Below are 17591 nucleotides of genomic sequence, written 5' to 3'. Positions count from 1 at the left end.
TCGCCCGCGCTCTTCCTGCCATGCATCAAGCCAACTGACTGCGCAACTGGCGAGCCGCCGCCACCATGTTGACCAACGCGGCTTCGGTCTCCGGCCAGGCCCGGGTCTTGAGGCCGCAGTCCGGGTTGACCCACAGGCGCTCGGCCGGGATGCGCTGCACCGCCTTGGTCAGCAGCTTGACCATCTCCTGGGTGTCCGGCACTCGTGGCGAGTGGATGTCATACACGCCCGGGCCAATATCGTTCGGGTAGTCGAAGGCCTTGAAGGCTTCCAGCAACTGCATGTCCGAACGCGAGGTTTCGATGGTGATCACGTCGGCGTCCATCGCGGCGATCGACTTGATCACATCATTGAACTCGCTGTAGCACATGTGAGTGTGAATCTGGGTTTCATCCCGCACCCCCGAAGCGCTCAAGCGAAATGCCTGTACTGCCCAATCCAGGTACTCCTGCCACTGCGCCTGGCGCAAGGGCAGGCCTTCGCGGAACGCGGCTTCATCGATCTGGATGATCTTGATCCCGGCCCGCTCGAGGTCCAGTACTTCATCACGCAGGGCCAGCGCCAACTGCTGCGCCTGGACTTTGCGTGACACATCTTCCCGGGGGAACGACCACATCAGCATGGTCACAGGACCGGTCAGCATGCCTTTCATGACCTTGTTGGTCAGGCTCTGAGCGTAGGTGATCCAGTCCACGGTCATGGCTTTCGGCCGACTGAGGTCGCCATAGATGATCGCCGGTTTCACACAGCGCGAACCGTAGCTCTGGACCCAGCCAAACCGGCTGAACAGATAGCCGTCCAACTGCTCGGCAAAGTACTCGACCATGTCGTTGCGCTCGGCCTCACCGTGCACCAGCACATCCAGCCCCAGGCGTTCCTGGATCTGCACGGCGTGGCGGATTTCACTGTGCATGGCATCGGTGTAGTCGTTGGCCGACAACTTGCCCTGCTTGAACGCCTGGCGGGCCAGGCGGATTGCCCCGGTCTGGGGGAAGGAACCGATGGTGGTGGTCGGGAAGACCGGTAACTGCAAGCGTGCCCGCTGCTGCTCGATGCGCTGGGCAAACCCCGACTGGCGCTGGCTGTCACGGTCGCGGATGGCGTCGACTCGCGCCTGCACCTGGGCCTTGTGAATCCGTGGCGACTGCGCGCGGCTGGCCTGGATGGCCCGGCTTTGCGCCAGTGCGGCTTGCACCTTGGGCGCCTGCGGATCGTTCAGGGCGTCACGCAGCACGGCAATCTCGCCACACTTCTGCACGGCAAAAGCCAGCCAGCTTTTCAGTTCAGGATCGAGCTGGTCCTCGCGTTCCAGGTCCACCGGGCTGTGCAGCAACGAGCACGAACTGCTGACCCACAGGTTGTCGCCAAAGCGTTCCTGGGCCACTTGCAATTGCGCCAGGACCGGCTCCAGTTCACAACGCCAGACGTTGCGCCCGTTGACCAGGCCCACCGAGAGAATCTTGTAGGTCGGCAGTCGATCGAGCACATGCAACAATTGGTCGGGCGCGCGCACCGCGTCAATGTGCAGGCCCTGGACCGGCAAGCCGACCGCCAGCCCGAGGTTGTCTTGCAGGCCGCTGAAGTAGGTCGCCACCAGTTTTTTCAGCGGCGAATACTGCAGGATGTGATAGGCACGCTCGAAGGCGCTCTTCCATTCCTGTGGCAGGTCGAGGGTCAGGATCGGCTCATCGATCTGCACCCACTCCACGCCTTGGGCAGCGAGGCGACCGAGGATTTCGTGGTAGACCGGCAGCAGGCGTTCCAGCAGCTCGAGTTTGTTGAAGTCGCGGCCTTTGGCCTTGCCCAGCCACAGGTAGGTCAGCGGGCCGATGATCACCGGCTTGACGGTATGACCGAGGGCGTGGGCCTCGTCGACTTCGTCGAACAGTTGTTCCCAGCTCAGCGTGAACGGCTGGTCGACGCTGAACTCCGGGACCAGGTAGTGGTAGTTGGTGTCGAACCACTTGGTCAATTCCTGGGCGTATTGCGCCGGGGCATGTTCACCGCCGCAGCAGGTCGCGGTGGCACCACGGGCCATGGCGAACAGGCTGTCGAGGGTCGGTTGGCCCTGGTCATCCCGGGTGCTGTCGAAGCGTTGGGGAATCACCCCGAAGGTCAGCGAATGGCTCAGGACCTGGTCGTACCAGGCGAAGTCGCCCACCGGCAGCAGGTCGATGCCAGCGTCTTTCTGCAACTGCCAGTGCCGGGCCCGCAGATCGCGGCCCACCGCTTGCAGGGCGGCTTGATCGAGGTCGCCCTTCCAATAGGCTTCGAGGGCTTTCTTCAATTCGCGATCAGCGCCGATGCGGGGAAAACCGAGGGTGTGGGCCAAGGCCATGGCGTTTAACTCCTGAGTAAATGATGGGCCTATTGTCGACACCCAGGCCATCATGAGACAAACTCAACCTTTTCGTGTTCATCACAAAATTTATTCATGGAGACCACGGTGCTCGAGATCCGTCACCTGAAGACCCTGCACGCCCTGCGCGAAGCCGACAGCCTGGTCGAAGCCGCCGAACGCCTGCACCTGACCCAGTCGGCCCTGTCCCACCAGTTCAAGGAGCTGGAAGAGCGCATGGGCATGCCGTTGTTCGTGCGCAAGACCAAGCCGGTGCGCTTCACCAGCGCCGGCCTGCGCCTGCTGCAACTGGCCGACGCCACCCTGCCGCTGTTGCGCGGGGCCGAGCGCGACATTGCCCGGCTGGCCGGCGGCACCGCCGGACGCCTGCACATGGCGATCGAATGCCACAGTTGCTTCCAATGGCTGATGCCGACCATCGACCAGTTCCGCGATGCCTGGCCGGAAGTCGAACTGGACCTGGCCTCGGGTTTCTCCTTCGCCCCGCTGCCGGCCCTGGCCCGTGGCGACCTCGACCTGGTGGTGACCTCCGACCCGCTGGAATTGGCCGGGATCACCTACGTGCCGCTGTTTACCTATGAAGCGATGCTCGCCGTGGCCAATCAGCATCGCCTGGCGAGCAAGCCCTACATCGTGCCCGAGGACCTGCTCAGCGAAACCCTGATCACCTACCCGGTGGAGCGGGACCGGCTGGACATCTTCACCCGCTTCCTGGAGCCCGCCGACATCGAACCGGCCCAGGTCCGGACCTCGGAGTTGACGGTGATGATGATGCAATTGGTGGCCAGCGGTCGTGGCGTGTGCGGCATGCCCCACTGGGCCCTGCATGAGTACAGCTCACGGGGCTACGTGAAGGCCAAGCGGCTGGGGGAAAAGGGCCTGTTCGCCACGCTGTACGCCGGCATCCGCGCCGACATGCTGGATGCGCCGTACATGCGCGACTTCCTGCTGACGGCCAAGGACACCTCGTTTTCCACCCTGGATGGGGTCAGTGTGGTGCGCTAAACGCTGGGCGCGTTACACCATCCGCTTGGGTTCAGACAGCAGGCGTACCGCCAGGGCCGCCAGGACGAACCCCATGAAATAGCGCTGCACCGCCAGCCAGGTCGGGTTGTTGACGAACCAGCTGGCGATGCCGGCGGCAAACAGGGCGATCAGCAGGTTGACGGTAAAGCTGACGCTGATCTGGGTCAGGCCCAGGGCGATACTCTGGAAGAAAATCGAGCCGTGCTCAGGGTTGATGAACTGCGGAAATACCGAAAGGTAGAACACCGCGATCTTCGGGTTCAGCGCACTGGTGAGAAAGCCCATCAGCATCAGTTTGCGCGAAGAATCCGGCGCCAACTGCTGGGCCTCGAACGGCGAGCGTGCGCCGGGCTTGACCGCCTGCCAGGCCATCCACACCAAGTACAGGGCCCCCGCCCACTTCAGCGCTTCATAGGCCATCGGCACCGCCAGGAACACCGCCGTCAAGCCGGCCGCCGCGGCGAACAGGTGCACAAAAAAACCCGCCACCACACCCACCAGCGAGATCACCCCAGCCTTGCGCCCCTGGCAGATGGAGCGGGAGATCAGGTAGATCATGTTCGGCCCGGGTGTCAGCACCAGGAGCAGGGACGCAGCAGCGAAAATCAGCAGGTCGTGGAGGGTAATCATCAGGCAGTCCTTGTCAGTGATCGGTCAGGCCGGAGCCTTCCGTGAATGACGATAAAACGGCAGGATCAGGTCCCGTGTCAATGGCGCCAGCAGCACATCCGGCTCCACCTGCGGATCAACCCACACCACCTCCTCGATCTCGGCCGCCGGGCTGACGGCCTGGGTGACGTGCAGCAGGAAAATCTCGGCCTGCACCACAAACCCGGGCTCGTTCGCTGCCGGCGCGCTAAACGGCCCCAGGTAACGGGCTTGAGCCGTGTCGATGCGCAGCCCCAATTCTTCTTCCAACTCGCGGGCCAGGGCCTGTACCGGTTGCTCGTGGGCCTCGATCTTGCCGCCCGGCTGCATGAAGGCGGCAGTGCCACGCTTGCGGACCAGCAGGGTACGGCCGTCGGGACCGATCAACAGCGCGGCGGCAATGCGGATGATACGGGGTTCAACACAAACGGAATCGGTCATGGACGCTCAGGGGCCTTGGCTCAAAGAACCCAAGGATCCCACGGGCGCCAGGGGGGCGTCACGCCCCATGGATTGCCCCTGCCGCCGGTCTGGGCCAGTATGCTCGGCAACTTCAGGCCGTGAGCCGACCGGGAACGCTGAATGAACCACTCGCTGCAAGATATCGCCTGGCACCGCTCCATCGGGCAGTTGATCGATGCCCTCGACAAGCCCAACTTCTGGACCCAACTGGTGCGCCTGCTGGACCAGTACCTGAGCTTCGACAGTTGGGTGGTGGTGCTCTTCGACGGGGACCAGCGCCCCCAAGTGTTCGGCGAGTGCCCCAGCGCGGACGGTAGCCCCGACCCACTGTTCCAGGACTACCTGATGGGCCTGTTCCTGCTGGACCCGTTCTACATCGCCAGCCGCGAGCAGGCCCGCACCGGTCTCTATCGCCTGTCCGAGGTGGCACCCGAGCACTTCGAGCTGACCGAGTACTACCAGCGCTACTTTCGCCTGAACGTGGTGGCCGATGAAATCCAGTTCAATTGCCAGCTCGACGGCGAGCGCACCCTGTGCCTGTCACTGGGCAGCCAGCAACGTTTCAGCAGCGAACAGATCGCCCTGCTGTCGCTGATCCAGCCGTGGGTCCTGAGCCTGCTGCGCCAACGCCTGCCCTATGAAAACGACGTGACCGCCACCCCTGAGCCCCCGGCGCGCCATGCTGACTGGCGCATCCGCCTGGAAGCTTCGCTGCAACAGATCAAGGGGGCGCAGTTGACCGCCCGCGAGCTGGATGTCGGGCGCTGGATGCTCAGCGGTTGCTCCAGCAAGGAAATCGCCCGTAAGCTGGAAATCTCTGCCGAAACCGTGAAAGTCCATAAGAAACACATCTACAGCAAGCTGGGGATCAAATCCCAGTCCGAGCTGTTTTCGATATTTTTGCAGGCACAAGGAAATCCCGACTTGTAGCAGCTGCCGAATTTGATGAGTCCGAACCCAAGGAACCCGTATGAGCCTGTCACTCCTGAGCCGCTACGCCTTCTTTGCCCTGTGTGTCATCTTCACCCTCGCCAGCCTGCCGTTTCTACAGTATGAGTGGGTCTGGCCACTGACCATCGTCACCGGCCTGCTGAGTCTGCTGGGCATCTTCGACCTGCTGCAAAGCCCCCACGCGGTGCGCCGCAACTACCCGATCCTGGGCAACATCCGTTACCTGGTGGAAGGTATCCGCCCGGAAATCCGCCAGTACCTGCTGGAATCCGACAGCGATGCCCTGCCCTTTTCCCGGGCCCAACGCTCACTGGTCTATTCGCGCGCCAAGAATGAAAGCGCCGACAAACCCTTCGGAACCCTGATCGATGTCTACCAATCAGGCTTCGAATTCATCGGCCACTCGATGCGCCCCGCTCCGGTGACCGACCCCAGCAGTTTCCGGGTGATCGTCGGCGGCCCGCAGTGCAGCCAGCCGTACTCGGCCTCGGTGTTCAACATCTCGGCCATGAGCTTTGGCTCCCTGAGCGCTAACGCCATCCGCGCCCTGAACCAGGGCGCGAAACTGGGCAACTTCGCCCACGACACCGGCGAGGGCAGCATCAGCCCCTATCACCGTGAACACGGCGGCGACCTGACCTGGGAGCTGGGCAGCGGCTACTTCGGCTGCCGCACGACCGATGGCCGCTTCGACCCGGAGCGCTTCGCCACCCAGGCCCGGAACCCGCAAGTGCGGATGATCGAAATCAAGATGAGCCAGGGGGCCAAACCAGGCCATGGCGGGATTCTGCCCAAGCACAAGGTGACCCAGGAAATCGCCGACACCCGCGGTGTGCCCATGGGCGAAGACTGCGTCTCGCCGTCGCGCCACAGTGCGTTTTCCACGCCAATTGAAATGATGCACTTCATCCAGCAATTGCGTGAGCTGTCCGGCGGCAAACCGGTGGGCTTCAAGTTCTGCCTGGGCCACCCCTGGGAATTCATGGGCATCGCCAAGGCCATGCTGGAAACCGGAATCCTCCCCGACTTCATCGTGGTCGACGGCAAGGAAGGCGGCACCGGCGCCGCGCCCGTGGAGTTCACCGACCACATTGGCGTACCGATGCGCGAAGGCCTGCTGTTCGTGCACAACACCCTGGTGGGCCTGAACCTGCGGGACAAGATCAAGCTGGGGGCCAGCGGCAAGATCGTCAGCGCCTTCGACATCGCCAGCGTGCTGGCCATCGGTGCCGACTGGGCCAACTCGGCGCGCGGCTTCATGTTCGCCATCGGCTGCATCCAGTCGCAGTCGTGCCACACCAACAAATGCCCGACCGGCGTCGCCACCCAGGACACCTTGCGCCAGCGCGCCCTGGTGGTACCGGACAAGGCCCAGCGGGTGTTCAACTTCCACCGCAGCACCCTCAAGGCCCTGGCGGAAATGCTCGCCGCCGCCGGCCTCGAACACCCTTCCCAGCTGTCGGCCAAACACCTGGTACGGCGCATGTCCGCCACCGAGATCAAGCTGTTCTCCCAACTGCACGTGTTCCTCAAGCCCGGCGAACTGTTGACCGGAGAGGTGAACGGCGAGTTCTATTCACGGATGTGGCAAATGGCTCGGGCCGACAGCTTCGATGCCAATGACGTAGCGGCCTGAAGTTGCCCCCTGCCCGTCGGCACACACGACGGCCCCGCCCCCCAAGGAAGAACCCATGCTCAAAGTGATTGCCCAGGACTTCATCCAGCCCGAACACATCGACACCGTGCGCCCGTGGTACGCCGAACTGGTGGAAAAAACCCGCCTGGAACCCGACTGCATCGCCTACGACCTGTTCGTCGACCAGCACGACCCGGGGCATTTTGTCTTCATCGAACAATGGCCGAACCAGGCCGCATTGGACGCCCATTGCCAATCCGAGCATTTCCGTCGGCTGGTGCCACAGATCAACCAGTACCAGGCCCGGGAGTGCGAAGTGCTGCTGATGGACGCGTTCTGACACCCCTACCGGCTCGCATAAACCAGATCAACCCACCCTCGCAAAGGACGCAAGAACGGCGCGTTGAGCCAGGCTTGACGCGTCATCGTTGGCGACCATCGCGAGCAAGCTCGCTCCTACAGGATGGATGGGTTGAACCCGGGTAGAAGCGGGCCGGGCGGCATACAAGCAGAACAAAAAAAGCCCCGGTCGATTGACCGGGGCTTTTAGGTACAGCACATCAGGCCATCAAGACGCCTGGCTGACCGCGCCTTGGCTGGCATTGGTCGGTTGCAGATTGAACGCATAGAACAGCACGGTCAGCAGCACCAGGAACGCCGGGCCGACGTACAAGGCGATGCGGGTTTCCGGGAAGTAGGCCATCAGGCCGACCACCAGCACCAGGAACGCCAGCGCCAGGTAGGAGCTGACCGGGTACAGCCACATGCGGTACTTCAGGGCCGCACGCTCGGAAACGCTCAGGCCGCGGCGGAACTTGAGTTGCGCCAGCAGGATCATCACCCAGGTCCAGATCGCACCGAAGGTGGCGATGGCGGTCACCCAGACGAAGACTTTTTCCGGAACCATGTAGTTCAGCAACACGCCCAGCAACAGCACGAAGATCGACAGCAACAAGGCCCGACGCGGTACGCCGTTGCTCGAGGTGGTGGCGAAACCGGCAGGGGCCTGGCCGTTCTGCGCCAGGCTGTAGAGCATGCGGCCGGTGCTGAAGATACCGCCGTTGCAGGACGACAGCGCGGCAGTGATCACCACGAAGTTGATGATGCCGGCGGCGGTCTTGATGCCCAGACGCTCGAAGGTCATCACGAACGGGCTGCCCTGGGTGCCGATTTCGTTCCACGGGTAGATCGACAGGATCACGAACAAGGCACCGACGTAGAACAGCAGAATGCGCCAGAACACCGAGCCGATGGCGTTGGGGATGGTCTTCTGCGGGTTCTTCGCTTCACCGGCGGTCAGGCCGATCATCTCTACGCCCAGGTAGGCGAACATCACCATCTGCAGGGACATCAGCACGCCTTGCACGCCATTGGGCATGAAGCCGCCATGGGCCCACAGGTTGGAAATGCCCAGGGCCACGCCGTCGTTGCCGAAGCCAAAGGCAATCACGCCGATGCCGCCGATCACCATGGCAATGATGGTGACGATCTTGATCAGGGCGAACCAGAACTCGAATTCACCGAACGCCTTGACCGCGATCAGGTTGATCGAGCCCATGCTGATCAGTGCGGCCAGCGCCCAGATCCAGCGCGGCACATCCGGGAACCAGATGCCCATGTACACCGCCACCGCGGTAATTTCCGCCACGCAGGTCACCAGCCACAGGAACCAGTAGTTCCAGCCGGTGAGAAAACCTGCCAACGGGCCCAGGTAGTCTTGTGCGTAACGGCTGAACGAGCCCGCCACCGGGTTGTGCACGGCCATCTCACCGAGGGCGCGCATGATCACCAGGATCGCCAGGCCGCCGATGATGTAGGACAGCATGATTGCCGGGCCGGCCATTTCGATGGCCTTGGCTGAACCCAGGAACAGACCGACACCGATACAGGCGCCGAGCGCCATCAAGCGAATATGCCGTTCGCCGAGTTCGCGTTTAAGCGGGCCGCCTTGAGCGGTCTCGCCGTGGTGCTGGTGATTGCCGACTGGCATAGGGGTACAACCTCGTCTTGTTATTGGATATGACCACCGAGTGTCGAAGCACAGACCGATAGGCCAACACTTCCTGAAACCGGATCCACTTCGTGGGTGGATCCGTCCTGTAGGACAAAACCTGCAGGATCAGCGGGACGCGCAGTATAAAAAGCTTATCGCAGTTATTTTCACTCTATAAATGACAATATTCAGGTGGAACTCTCGACAAAAACCCTAACTGCAGAGGTGTATTACCTGGATTTCGAGCATTAACTGAGTTGCGAAACGGCGCGGAGTATTGCACAGCAACGGTGCAGCGTCATGCCCCTACCTTAGCCATATTTACCGGCTAGAAGGCTCTAGAGCGCTACTTCTGGAGGTTTACCGACGACCGACTGGTGCTGCGCTGCGTGCGCTGCGATTGTGCTCATACAAATTTTTCACCCCGCGCAACCAGCGTCTAAGCTTCAGACAAGTCCGATCAATCTGCGTGAATGGATCAATCGACTATGGGTGCTTTGTGGCAAACCGATTCGAGTAAACCTGTGGTGCCAACTGACAGCGTGGAAGAAGCGCCTTTACCGAAAAAAAGCCGTCGCCGCTATGCCTGGCGCTCGTTCTGGCTATTGCTGGTGATCATCCTGATCGTGCTCGGCTTTGCCATTGAAAAAGAAGTGCGCACCTCGCGATTCCAGGCCCGGGAGTTCAGCCGGCTCGCCGCGTCCTTGAGCTACTCGATGCACCCAGGCCCCAGCGATTCGATTCTCTACCCCGGCGCCGGACCTTTCGATAAACGCCTGGGCTACAGCGCACTGGGGGACTTTTTGCCACGCCTGCTCAAGCGCGATTATGTGATCGCCGCGCAAACCCGCTTCTCGCCCAAACTGCTCGAATACAGCAAGAACGGCTTTTTTGTGCCCTACGCCGAAAAAATCCAGGCCGGCCTGTCGATCACCGATTGCACCGCCGCGCCGCTCTACCAGTTCAAATACCCGCAGCAGTTGTATTCGAGCTTCGCCACGATCCCGCCCCTGGTCACCCAGAGCCTGCTGTTCATCGAAAACCGTGACCTGCTGGACCCCAAGCAACCCAAGGCCAACCCCGCCGTCGACTGGCCGCGATTCGCCAAGGCGGCCTGGTCCCAGGCGGCCAAGATGCTCCACCTGCCCGGCCAGACCGCTGGCGGCAGTACCCTGGCCACCCAGTTGGAGAAGTACCGCCACTCGCCGGATGGCCTGACCCTCTCCGGAGGCGAAAAGATTCGCCAGATGATTTCCGCCAGCGTGCGGGCCTACCAGGACGGCCCGCAGACCCTGGAGGCCCGGCAAAACATCGTGCGTGACTACCTCAACAGCGTGCCGCTGTCTGCAGTCCCCGGCCATGGCGAAGTGCATGGCATGGCCGAGGGGTTGCGCGTGTGGTACGGCGCCGACTTCACCCAGGTCAACCAGGCCCTGGCCAGCGAGGCCAGTGACCCGCAAAGCATGGCCCAACGCGGCCTGGCCCTGCGTCAGGTGCTCTCGTTGATGATTGCCCAACGCCGGCCCTCGTATTACCTGACCCGGGGCCAGGCAGACCTGGCCAGTCTCACCGACAGCCATATCCGCCTGCTGGCGCAGAACGCCGTACTCGACCCCGCGCTGACCAGCGCGGCACTCGCCAGCAAAGTCACCTACCGTGACTGGGTGCAACAACCGACCATCCAGCCGATTGAAACCAATAAAGGCATCAGCGTTGCGCGCAGTCGCCTGGCCTCGATGCTCAACCGCCCGCTGTATGACCTGGACCGTCTCGACCTGTCCGCCACCAGCACTTTGCAGGGCGACCTGCAGACCCAGGCCAGCGGCTACCTCAAGCGCCTCGCCGACCCGGCGTTTGCCGCCGAAATCGGCCTGTTCGGCGAGCGCCTGCTGACGCCCACCAGCACCGCACAAGTGCGCTACAGCTTCACCTTGCTCGAGCTGACCCCCGACGGCTCACGCGTACGGGTGCAAACCGACAGCACCGACCAGCCGTTCGACATCAACGAAGGCAGCAAACTGGAGCTGGGCTCCACCGCCAAGCTACGGGTGCTGACCACCTACCTGCAAATCATCGCGGAACTGCACGAGCGTTACGTCAACCAGACCCCGGCCGAACTGAAAAAAGTCGTAGTCGCCGACCAGGACCGGTTGACCCGCTGGGCCGTCGACTACCTGATCCAGAACACCGACCGCAGCCTGGCGAAAATGCTCGGCGCCGCCCTGGACCGCAAATACTCGGCGAGCCCCGGCGAAGCCTTTTTTACTGGCGGCGGCCGGCACACCTTCAACAACTTCCGCAAAGAGGACAACGGCCGCCTGCCGACCTTGCGCGATGCCCTGCGCGAGTCGATCAACCTGCCGTTCATTCGCCTGATGCGCGACCTGGTGCGCTACACCACCTATTCCGGGCCGGACAACAGCGGCCAGTTGCTCAAGGATGACCTCAACCCACGACGCCAGGAATACCTGGCCCAGTTCGCCGATCGCGAAGGCACCTCGTTCCTGCTCAAGTTCTGGAAGAAGTACCAGAAAAAGGACACCCAGGCCCGTCTCGAGACCTTCCTGGACAGCATGCACCCCACCGCGATTCGCCTCGCCGCGGTGCACCGCTACCTGCTGCCCGAAGCCTCCCAGGAGAGCTTCAACAGCTTTGTGCGCTCGCACCTCAAAACCCTCAAGAACAAGGAAAAGCTCACCGACGAGCGCCTGGAGCGCCTCTACGCCAGCTATGGCCCCGGCGCCTATGACCTGCCCGACCAGGGCTTCATCGCCAAGGTCCACCCGCTGGACCTGTGGCTGATCGGCTACCTGCTCAACAACCCCGACGCCAAGTTCAGCCAGATCGTCAAGGCCAGCCAGTTCGAGCGTCAAGAGGTCTACAGCTGGCTGTTCAAGAGCCGGCACAAGAGCGCCCGCGACAGCCGTATCCGCACCATGCTGGAAATCGAAGCCTTCCTCGACATTCACCAGCGCTGGCAAAAAGTCGGTTACCCGTTCGACCACCTGGTGCCGTCGCTGGCCACCGCCATCGGCAGTTCCGGTGATCGCCCCGCCGCCCTGGCGGAACTGGTGGGCACCATCCTCAATGACGGTGTGCGCATGCCGACCCTGCGCGTCGACAGCCTGCACTTCGCCGCCGACACCCCCTACGAGACCCGCCTGACCAACGACCCCGATGCCGGCAAGCGGGTCATGCCGGTGGAAGTGGCCACGGCCCTGCGTGAAGCACTGTCACAGGTGGTCGACGCCGGTACCGCAAAACGCGTGGCCGGCAGCTTCAAACTGATCGATGGCACGCCACTGGCCATGGGCGGCAAGACCGGTACCGGCGACAACCGCATCGAAGCCGTCGGTGCCGGTGGGCGCATTCTCAGCTCGAAGGCGATCAACCGCACCGCGACCTTTGTGTTCTACATTGGCGACCATCACTTCGGCACCTTGACCGCCTTTGTGCCGGGTGCCTCGGCCCAGGGTTTCAAATTCACCTCGGCCTTGCCAGTGCAAGTGCTCAAGGGCATGGCACCGATCCTCACGCCGTACTTGCAACCGGGGACCAACACCTTGTGCCAGGCACCCGTGGCCAGTGCAGCGCGATAACCGGAGTTCAAACGCTACTCAAGTGTCGGTAACTATATGTTTTTCGCTCTTTGATATTAAATGTATTAACTAACAGACTGGCTAAAACCCAGTCTGTATTTGAACTTTTTTTCACCCATTCGTTTACTTAGTCTGTTGTTTCAACATTCAGTAATCGGATGAAAAACATGCACATTATTCCGTCGAGGCCACTCGCGCCAGACATGACTGCGCTCGCCTTGAATAACAAAAGCAAGCACCATGACTTTATTAAGAAGGTCATTCCGGACTGGTTGAAAAAAACGTCCCCTTCCCGAGTCAACGAACTAAAAAGTGCGCCACTGCGTATCCCGCAATGGAACAAGGCAGCCCCGGCTTCCGCGCACCTGCGCTTGCAAGGTGCAATCAAGGACCACTGGGCCACCCAGAATGATGTCGACCAGGCACTCAGCAGCCTGCAGGACGTCCAGGCCTTTGCCGAACCACTGCTGAAAAAAGCCCTCAAGGATCGCTACGGTATCGAGGTCGACGTCAAGCAAACCTGGTTGCGACTCTATGCCCCGGCCGCCACGTCCTGGTGGACCCCTGATTTCGCATCGGCAGTCACCAGCCGCACGATTTCCCTGTTGGACGCGGCGTTGCATAACTTCGCGACCCATGAAAGTTTTACCCACGACTCCGAGTTCATCACCCAACCCGATGCTCGCGGGCACTTCCTGATAAAGCCCCTTAAACCCAAGATCAGCATTGAACAGTTCAAGTCACTGTGCCGTGAACTGGATATTGGTGCCCAGTATCAACAACACTTGAAGGCCGTGTTACTGCCCTCGGACAGCGTGGCCAGCAGCACCCTGCAGCACAAAATCATCCTCAGCCAGAAGAGCGCGCTGAAGGCCGCCGCCCACTTGGCCCTGATGAAAAAAGACATCAGTCAAAGTGCTTATGAGGTGGTACAAGGCACCCTCGACAAGCGCAAAAACCTGAAATGGAACGGCAACCCCGTCAGTTACTGCAACCTGGCAATGATGGATACCTCCCTGACCGGAATTATCCTGATGGTTTGTGGGGCATCGACCAGCGCTGAGCCCGAGCGCTTGATTGCCTACATACCCCACGACCCGGAACACCCACTCAAGGAGTACGCATCATCGATCGAGTTCATGACCGAACTGACTCGCCAACTGCGTGATAGCCCGGCATCAAAAACGCCCACTTCGACCGGCTTGCCGTTGCCCCAGAGCTACCAGCAATTTTTCAGCCAGTTCGTGGCGCACGAACAACGGGGGTACTTTTTTTCCCGGCTCAATGAGCGCTTGAGCAAGGTGACCTGGCACCCCGCCGTCCCGGGCTCCGATCTCCCCAGTTGGCGCGAAACGGCGGTGGACAAGCCGGACCTGCAGTTCAGCGTAACCCGCCTTGAAGATGATCGCAGAGGCGCATTCGATGGCGACCTGTGGCGCTACTGCTACCAGCAGACACTCAACAAAATCCTCAACGATGCCCGGGAAATTGCCATTTCCACCTCATACGTCGACCGCATGGCGCGCTGGGCCTGGTGGGACAACCTGGAAAAAATGCTGTCGGACATCCTCAACGTCGCGTTGCTGGTGGTCACACCCTTTGTGCCGTTTCTCGGCGAGTTGATGTTGGCCTACACCGCCTATCAACTGACCGATGGCGTATTCGAGGGCATTGTCGATTGGGCCGAGGGACATGGGATCGAGGCCGGGGGACAAGCCCTCGGCGTGCTGGAGGACATGGTTCAATTGGGTATCTTCGCGGCCGGAGCGAACATCGCGGGTAGCGTTCGCCTGAAGCTCTCGCCGTTTGTCGAAAACCTCAAGCCCATCACCTTGCCTGACGGTCAGCGCCGTCTGTGGAACCCGGATCTCTCGCCCTACCTACAGTCGGACCTGGTACTGCCATTGACTTCAGAACCCGATGCACACGGCGTGCATCAGTATCAGGGCAAGCAGATTCTGCCGTTGGACAACCAGTACTTCGAAGTAAAAAAAGACCCGAACACGTCGCAATACACCCTCAAGCATCCGCAACGGCCGCACGCCTATGCCCCTGCGCTCAAGCACAACGGGCACGGCGCCTGGGTCAGCGAGGTGGAAAACCCACGCCAGTGGGAAGGCACTCAACTGATGCGTCGCCTGGGCCACAGCATCGACACCTACAGCGACAGCCAACTGGAGCGGATTCGCCAAATCAGTGGTACCGAAGAAGCCGTATTGCGCAGGATGCACCTCGACAGTGCGGCGCCACCGCCACTGCTGGTCGATACCCTGCAACGCCTCGCCCCCGACGCGCCTGCCAGCACCGCGCCAATGCTCGACGCCAACGCCAAGATGATTCAACAACACTTCCCTGACCTTCCGCCCAGCGTCGTGGAAAAAGTCCTGGCTGACATCACGCCCTTGGAGCAACAGCGGATCAGCGAACAATCCCTCCTGCCCTTGCGCCTCAAGACTAGGGCGCGCGAGATGCAATTCGAGACGGAGGCGGTGCGTGCCGCACAGGGACTGTACAAAGACTCACTGGTCAACCTCGACACCGAACGCCTGGTGCTGGGGTCATTGCGAACCGCTACCGACCTGTTCGGCGACCTGCGGATCGAAATCCGCCAGGCCACCCTCGCGGGAGCGCTGCGGTGCAGTGCCGGACCCGACGATGCCACGCACGTGCGGGTATTGATTCGCAACGATGCCGGGCAGTACGAGGCGCAGGATGCCGACGGTTCGATCATCCACAGCAGCGATAACCTTTATGAGTCGATCCTGCACGCGCTACCGGCCGAAAAATACCCATCGCTGGGCTACCGCCCGGGTGACGGTGAACCATTCAAAGAGTGGGTCATCGCCAAAACAGCGCCGGCACATGAGCGCAGAACCCTGTTGGCAAAACCGCCGATCCGCCCCGTCGCCGAGCACGAGACCCAGCTGCTGCTTCGCGGCCCGACACTCAGTCGACTGGGCGTGACCTTGCACGAACGCATTCAAGACCTTCATCCGCACTTCAGCGAAAGCGAAGTCAATGCCTTTGCCAATGCCCTGATCGCCAGGGGTGAACCGTTCAAGGCCATGGACACCCTGGAGAACGATCTCGATGAGTTGCGCGTGATCCTCAACCGTTGGCAATACCAGCAACCTGACGCGTGGGGGCCCGACTCCAAGGGTTTTCGCAACGGCGGCGGTCAACACATTGCCGAACGCCTGATTGATTGTTTCGAGCGCACACACACGGAACTTGGCAACCGTACCGACCCCTCCTCCTACTCGCTCGACCTTTCCAGAGAACTGCTGCCACTGGACCTGCAACTGTGGTGGAGCAAGATACCGCCTGAGTTGAGGAAGTTCCTCGACAGGGTCAAAGTGCTCAAGCTCGACAACACCCGGTTCAGCGCAGAATCGAGCGGGCTACTGAAAGACTTCCCCAACCTTCGCGAACTCAGCGCCAAAGGTTGTGAGCTGACTCGCTTGCCCAACGGCATTGGCGCGATGCACCGGCTGGAACGCCTGCGGCTCAGCGCCAACCGGATGGTGCTGGACACCCCCGCAGTCGAGCAGTTGAAGCAATTGACCTACCTGCAAATCCTCAGAATGGATGACAACCCGCTGGCGTTGTTGCCGAACATTGCCCGCATGCCCCGGTTGAAAGTCGTGTCATTGAAAAACACCGGGGCTAGCACCTGGCCCGACGGTACGTTTGCCAGGCCTCGACCCCGTGGTTTCCTGCTCAATCTGCAGGGCAATCCGATCAGCCAGTTGCCTGACGTAGTGCCCGGTTCAGAGAATGCCTGGGTGCTGGCACGTACACGGGTGGATGTGGGCAGTCTGTCGGAACTGAACCAGGTGCTGTATCAGAAGGTACGAAGATCCTGCGCCCTGCCCCCGGAACCCGTTGTCACCGCTGAAAATCAGCCAAGCCTGGTCATCGTTTCAGGTTATAGCGACTTGCAATGGAGCGATGTACCGGGGTGGGGTATCGATCGTTCAGCCCGGTTGTCTGAGGTGGAGAGCGAACCCGGTGCCGAGGCCTTTATGGACCTGCTCACCCAGACGCGCGAATCAGCCGACTATCGTGCAGGCGGCGATGCTCAGGCCCAACTGATGCAGCGCGCCTGGCGCATGCTCGATGCGGTGCACACCGACAATCGCCTGCGGCAAACGTTGTTCACCATGGCCAGCGCTCCGGTGGACTGCGCCGATGCCGGCGCCCAAGTGTTCAACCATATGGGTATCCAGGTACTCGCTGCTGAAGCACATCTGTACTCGACCGACCCGGCGCAGCTTGAGCAAAAACTGGTGACCCTGGCCAAAGGCGCGGCGCGGCTGGAGCAGGTCAATGACATTGCCCGCAGCGATATCGATTCCCGGAGCGGCAACCCTGACGATGTCGAGGTTTACCTGGCTTATCAGACCGGATTGGCAGAACGCCTTGATTTGCCCTGGCAGTCGAGGGGCATGCTGTACCGGCCGGTGTCCGGCGTCACCGATGCGATGATCGATCAAGCCTTTGAGACCGTGCAAGCCTTGGGAGAGGGCGACGGTCTGGTCAATCGAATGCTTGAACAGGGTTTTTGGCAAACCTACCTGCACGAGACTTATCCGGTGCAATTGGAAAACAACACGCAGCTCTATCAGCTCAAGTCCGAACAACTGGAGACCCTGCGCACCACCCAACATGAATGGGTCAACTCGACGCAGTTGACCGAGCTGCAACGCGCGGGCCTGCGCGCCAGACTCAATGAACTGATGAACGATTTACCGGTTCCGCCGACCGTGGTCTTTACCGATGAGCCTATGAGCACTGGAGCCTACGAACGGCTACAGGTGGACCTGGGTTATGAAGAAAAAGAACTGTCGCGGCGCTTGACCCGAACCGCCTTGCGCAGGGCTGAACAATAAAAGCAGGCGCGGTCACCCTGCCGGC

Annotated in this window: 10 protein-coding genes; 6 read left to right on the top strand and 4 right to left on the bottom strand. The window is 61.3% G+C overall.

Features of this window, described 5'->3' with window-relative positions:
• Positions 1-25: 25 nt before the first annotated feature.
• Entirely contained in the window at positions 26-2338 is a 2313-nt protein-coding gene (gene metE, locus AACY45_RS11200) for a 5-methyltetrahydropteroyltriglutamate--homocysteine S-methyltransferase (protein WP_339545517.1), read from the bottom strand.
• Between the two features lie 108 nt (positions 2339-2446).
• Here metE and metR point away from each other — a divergent pair, with 108 nt between their 5' ends.
• Positions 2447-3364: a transcriptional regulator MetR gene (gene metR, locus AACY45_RS11195; protein ID WP_166590046.1), complete on the top strand. Its 918-nt coding sequence runs from the start codon at positions 2447-2449 to the stop codon at positions 3362-3364.
• A gap of 12 nt (positions 3365-3376) precedes the next feature.
• On the opposite strand, the gene AACY45_RS11190 is transcribed toward metR, so the two are convergent.
• Positions 3377-4015 carry a LysE family translocator gene (locus tag AACY45_RS11190; protein WP_339545516.1) on the bottom strand — a complete coding sequence of 213 codons (639 nt, stop codon included), beginning with the start codon at positions 4013-4015 and terminating at the stop codon, positions 3377-3379.
• A 24-nt stretch (positions 4016-4039) separates the two neighbouring features.
• On the bottom strand, positions 4040-4474 hold the full coding sequence (locus tag AACY45_RS11185; protein WP_339545515.1) for an NUDIX hydrolase: 435 nt from the start codon (positions 4472-4474) through the stop codon (positions 4040-4042).
• Positions 4475-4615: 141 nt separating this feature from the next.
• Between AACY45_RS11185 and AACY45_RS11180 the strand changes: the two genes are divergently transcribed.
• Genes AACY45_RS11180 through AACY45_RS11170 form a run of 3 tightly spaced genes read left to right on the top strand, consistent with a single transcriptional unit; the run spans position 4616 to position 7422 of the window.
• The gene (locus tag AACY45_RS11180) at positions 4616-5425 is read left to right on the top strand and encodes a helix-turn-helix transcriptional regulator (RefSeq protein WP_339545514.1); all 810 of its coding nucleotides are present in this window, start codon (positions 4616-4618) and stop codon (positions 5423-5425) included.
• A gap of 40 nt (positions 5426-5465) precedes the next feature.
• Positions 5466-7082 (top strand): FMN-binding glutamate synthase family protein, encoded by a 1617-nt coding sequence (locus tag AACY45_RS11175; protein WP_339545513.1) that lies wholly within the window; start codon positions 5466-5468, stop codon positions 7080-7082.
• A 55-nt stretch (positions 7083-7137) separates the two neighbouring features.
• Entirely contained in the window at positions 7138-7422 is a 285-nt protein-coding gene (locus AACY45_RS11170; protein WP_339545512.1) for a putative quinol monooxygenase, read from the top strand.
• Between the two features lie 228 nt (positions 7423-7650).
• Here AACY45_RS11170 and AACY45_RS11165 read toward each other — a convergent pair whose 3' ends face one another.
• Positions 7651-9072, bottom strand: coding sequence for an amino acid permease (locus AACY45_RS11165; RefSeq protein WP_339545511.1), 1422 nt, complete (start codon positions 9070-9072; stop codon positions 7651-7653).
• 491 nt (positions 9073-9563) lie between these two features.
• Between AACY45_RS11165 and AACY45_RS11160 the strand changes: the two genes are divergently transcribed.
• A complete protein-coding gene (locus AACY45_RS11160) occupies positions 9564-12674 on the top strand; it encodes a transglycosylase domain-containing protein (protein ID WP_339545510.1) in 3111 nt (1036 codons plus the stop codon).
• Between the two features lie 203 nt (positions 12675-12877).
• The gene (locus tag AACY45_RS11155; RefSeq protein ID WP_339545509.1) at positions 12878-17566 is read left to right on the top strand and encodes an NEL-type E3 ubiquitin ligase domain-containing protein; all 4689 of its coding nucleotides are present in this window, start codon (positions 12878-12880) and stop codon (positions 17564-17566) included.
• The last annotated feature ends 25 nt before the right edge of the window (positions 17567-17591 follow it).

It is taken from the genome of Pseudomonas sp. RA_35y_Pfl2_P32 (assembly GCF_963970735.1).
Lineage (GTDB): Bacteria > Pseudomonadota > Gammaproteobacteria > Pseudomonadales > Pseudomonadaceae > Aquipseudomonas.
The sequence above is the reverse complement of the archived record's forward strand: the minus strand, read 5'-3'. Positions and strand labels throughout refer to the sequence as shown.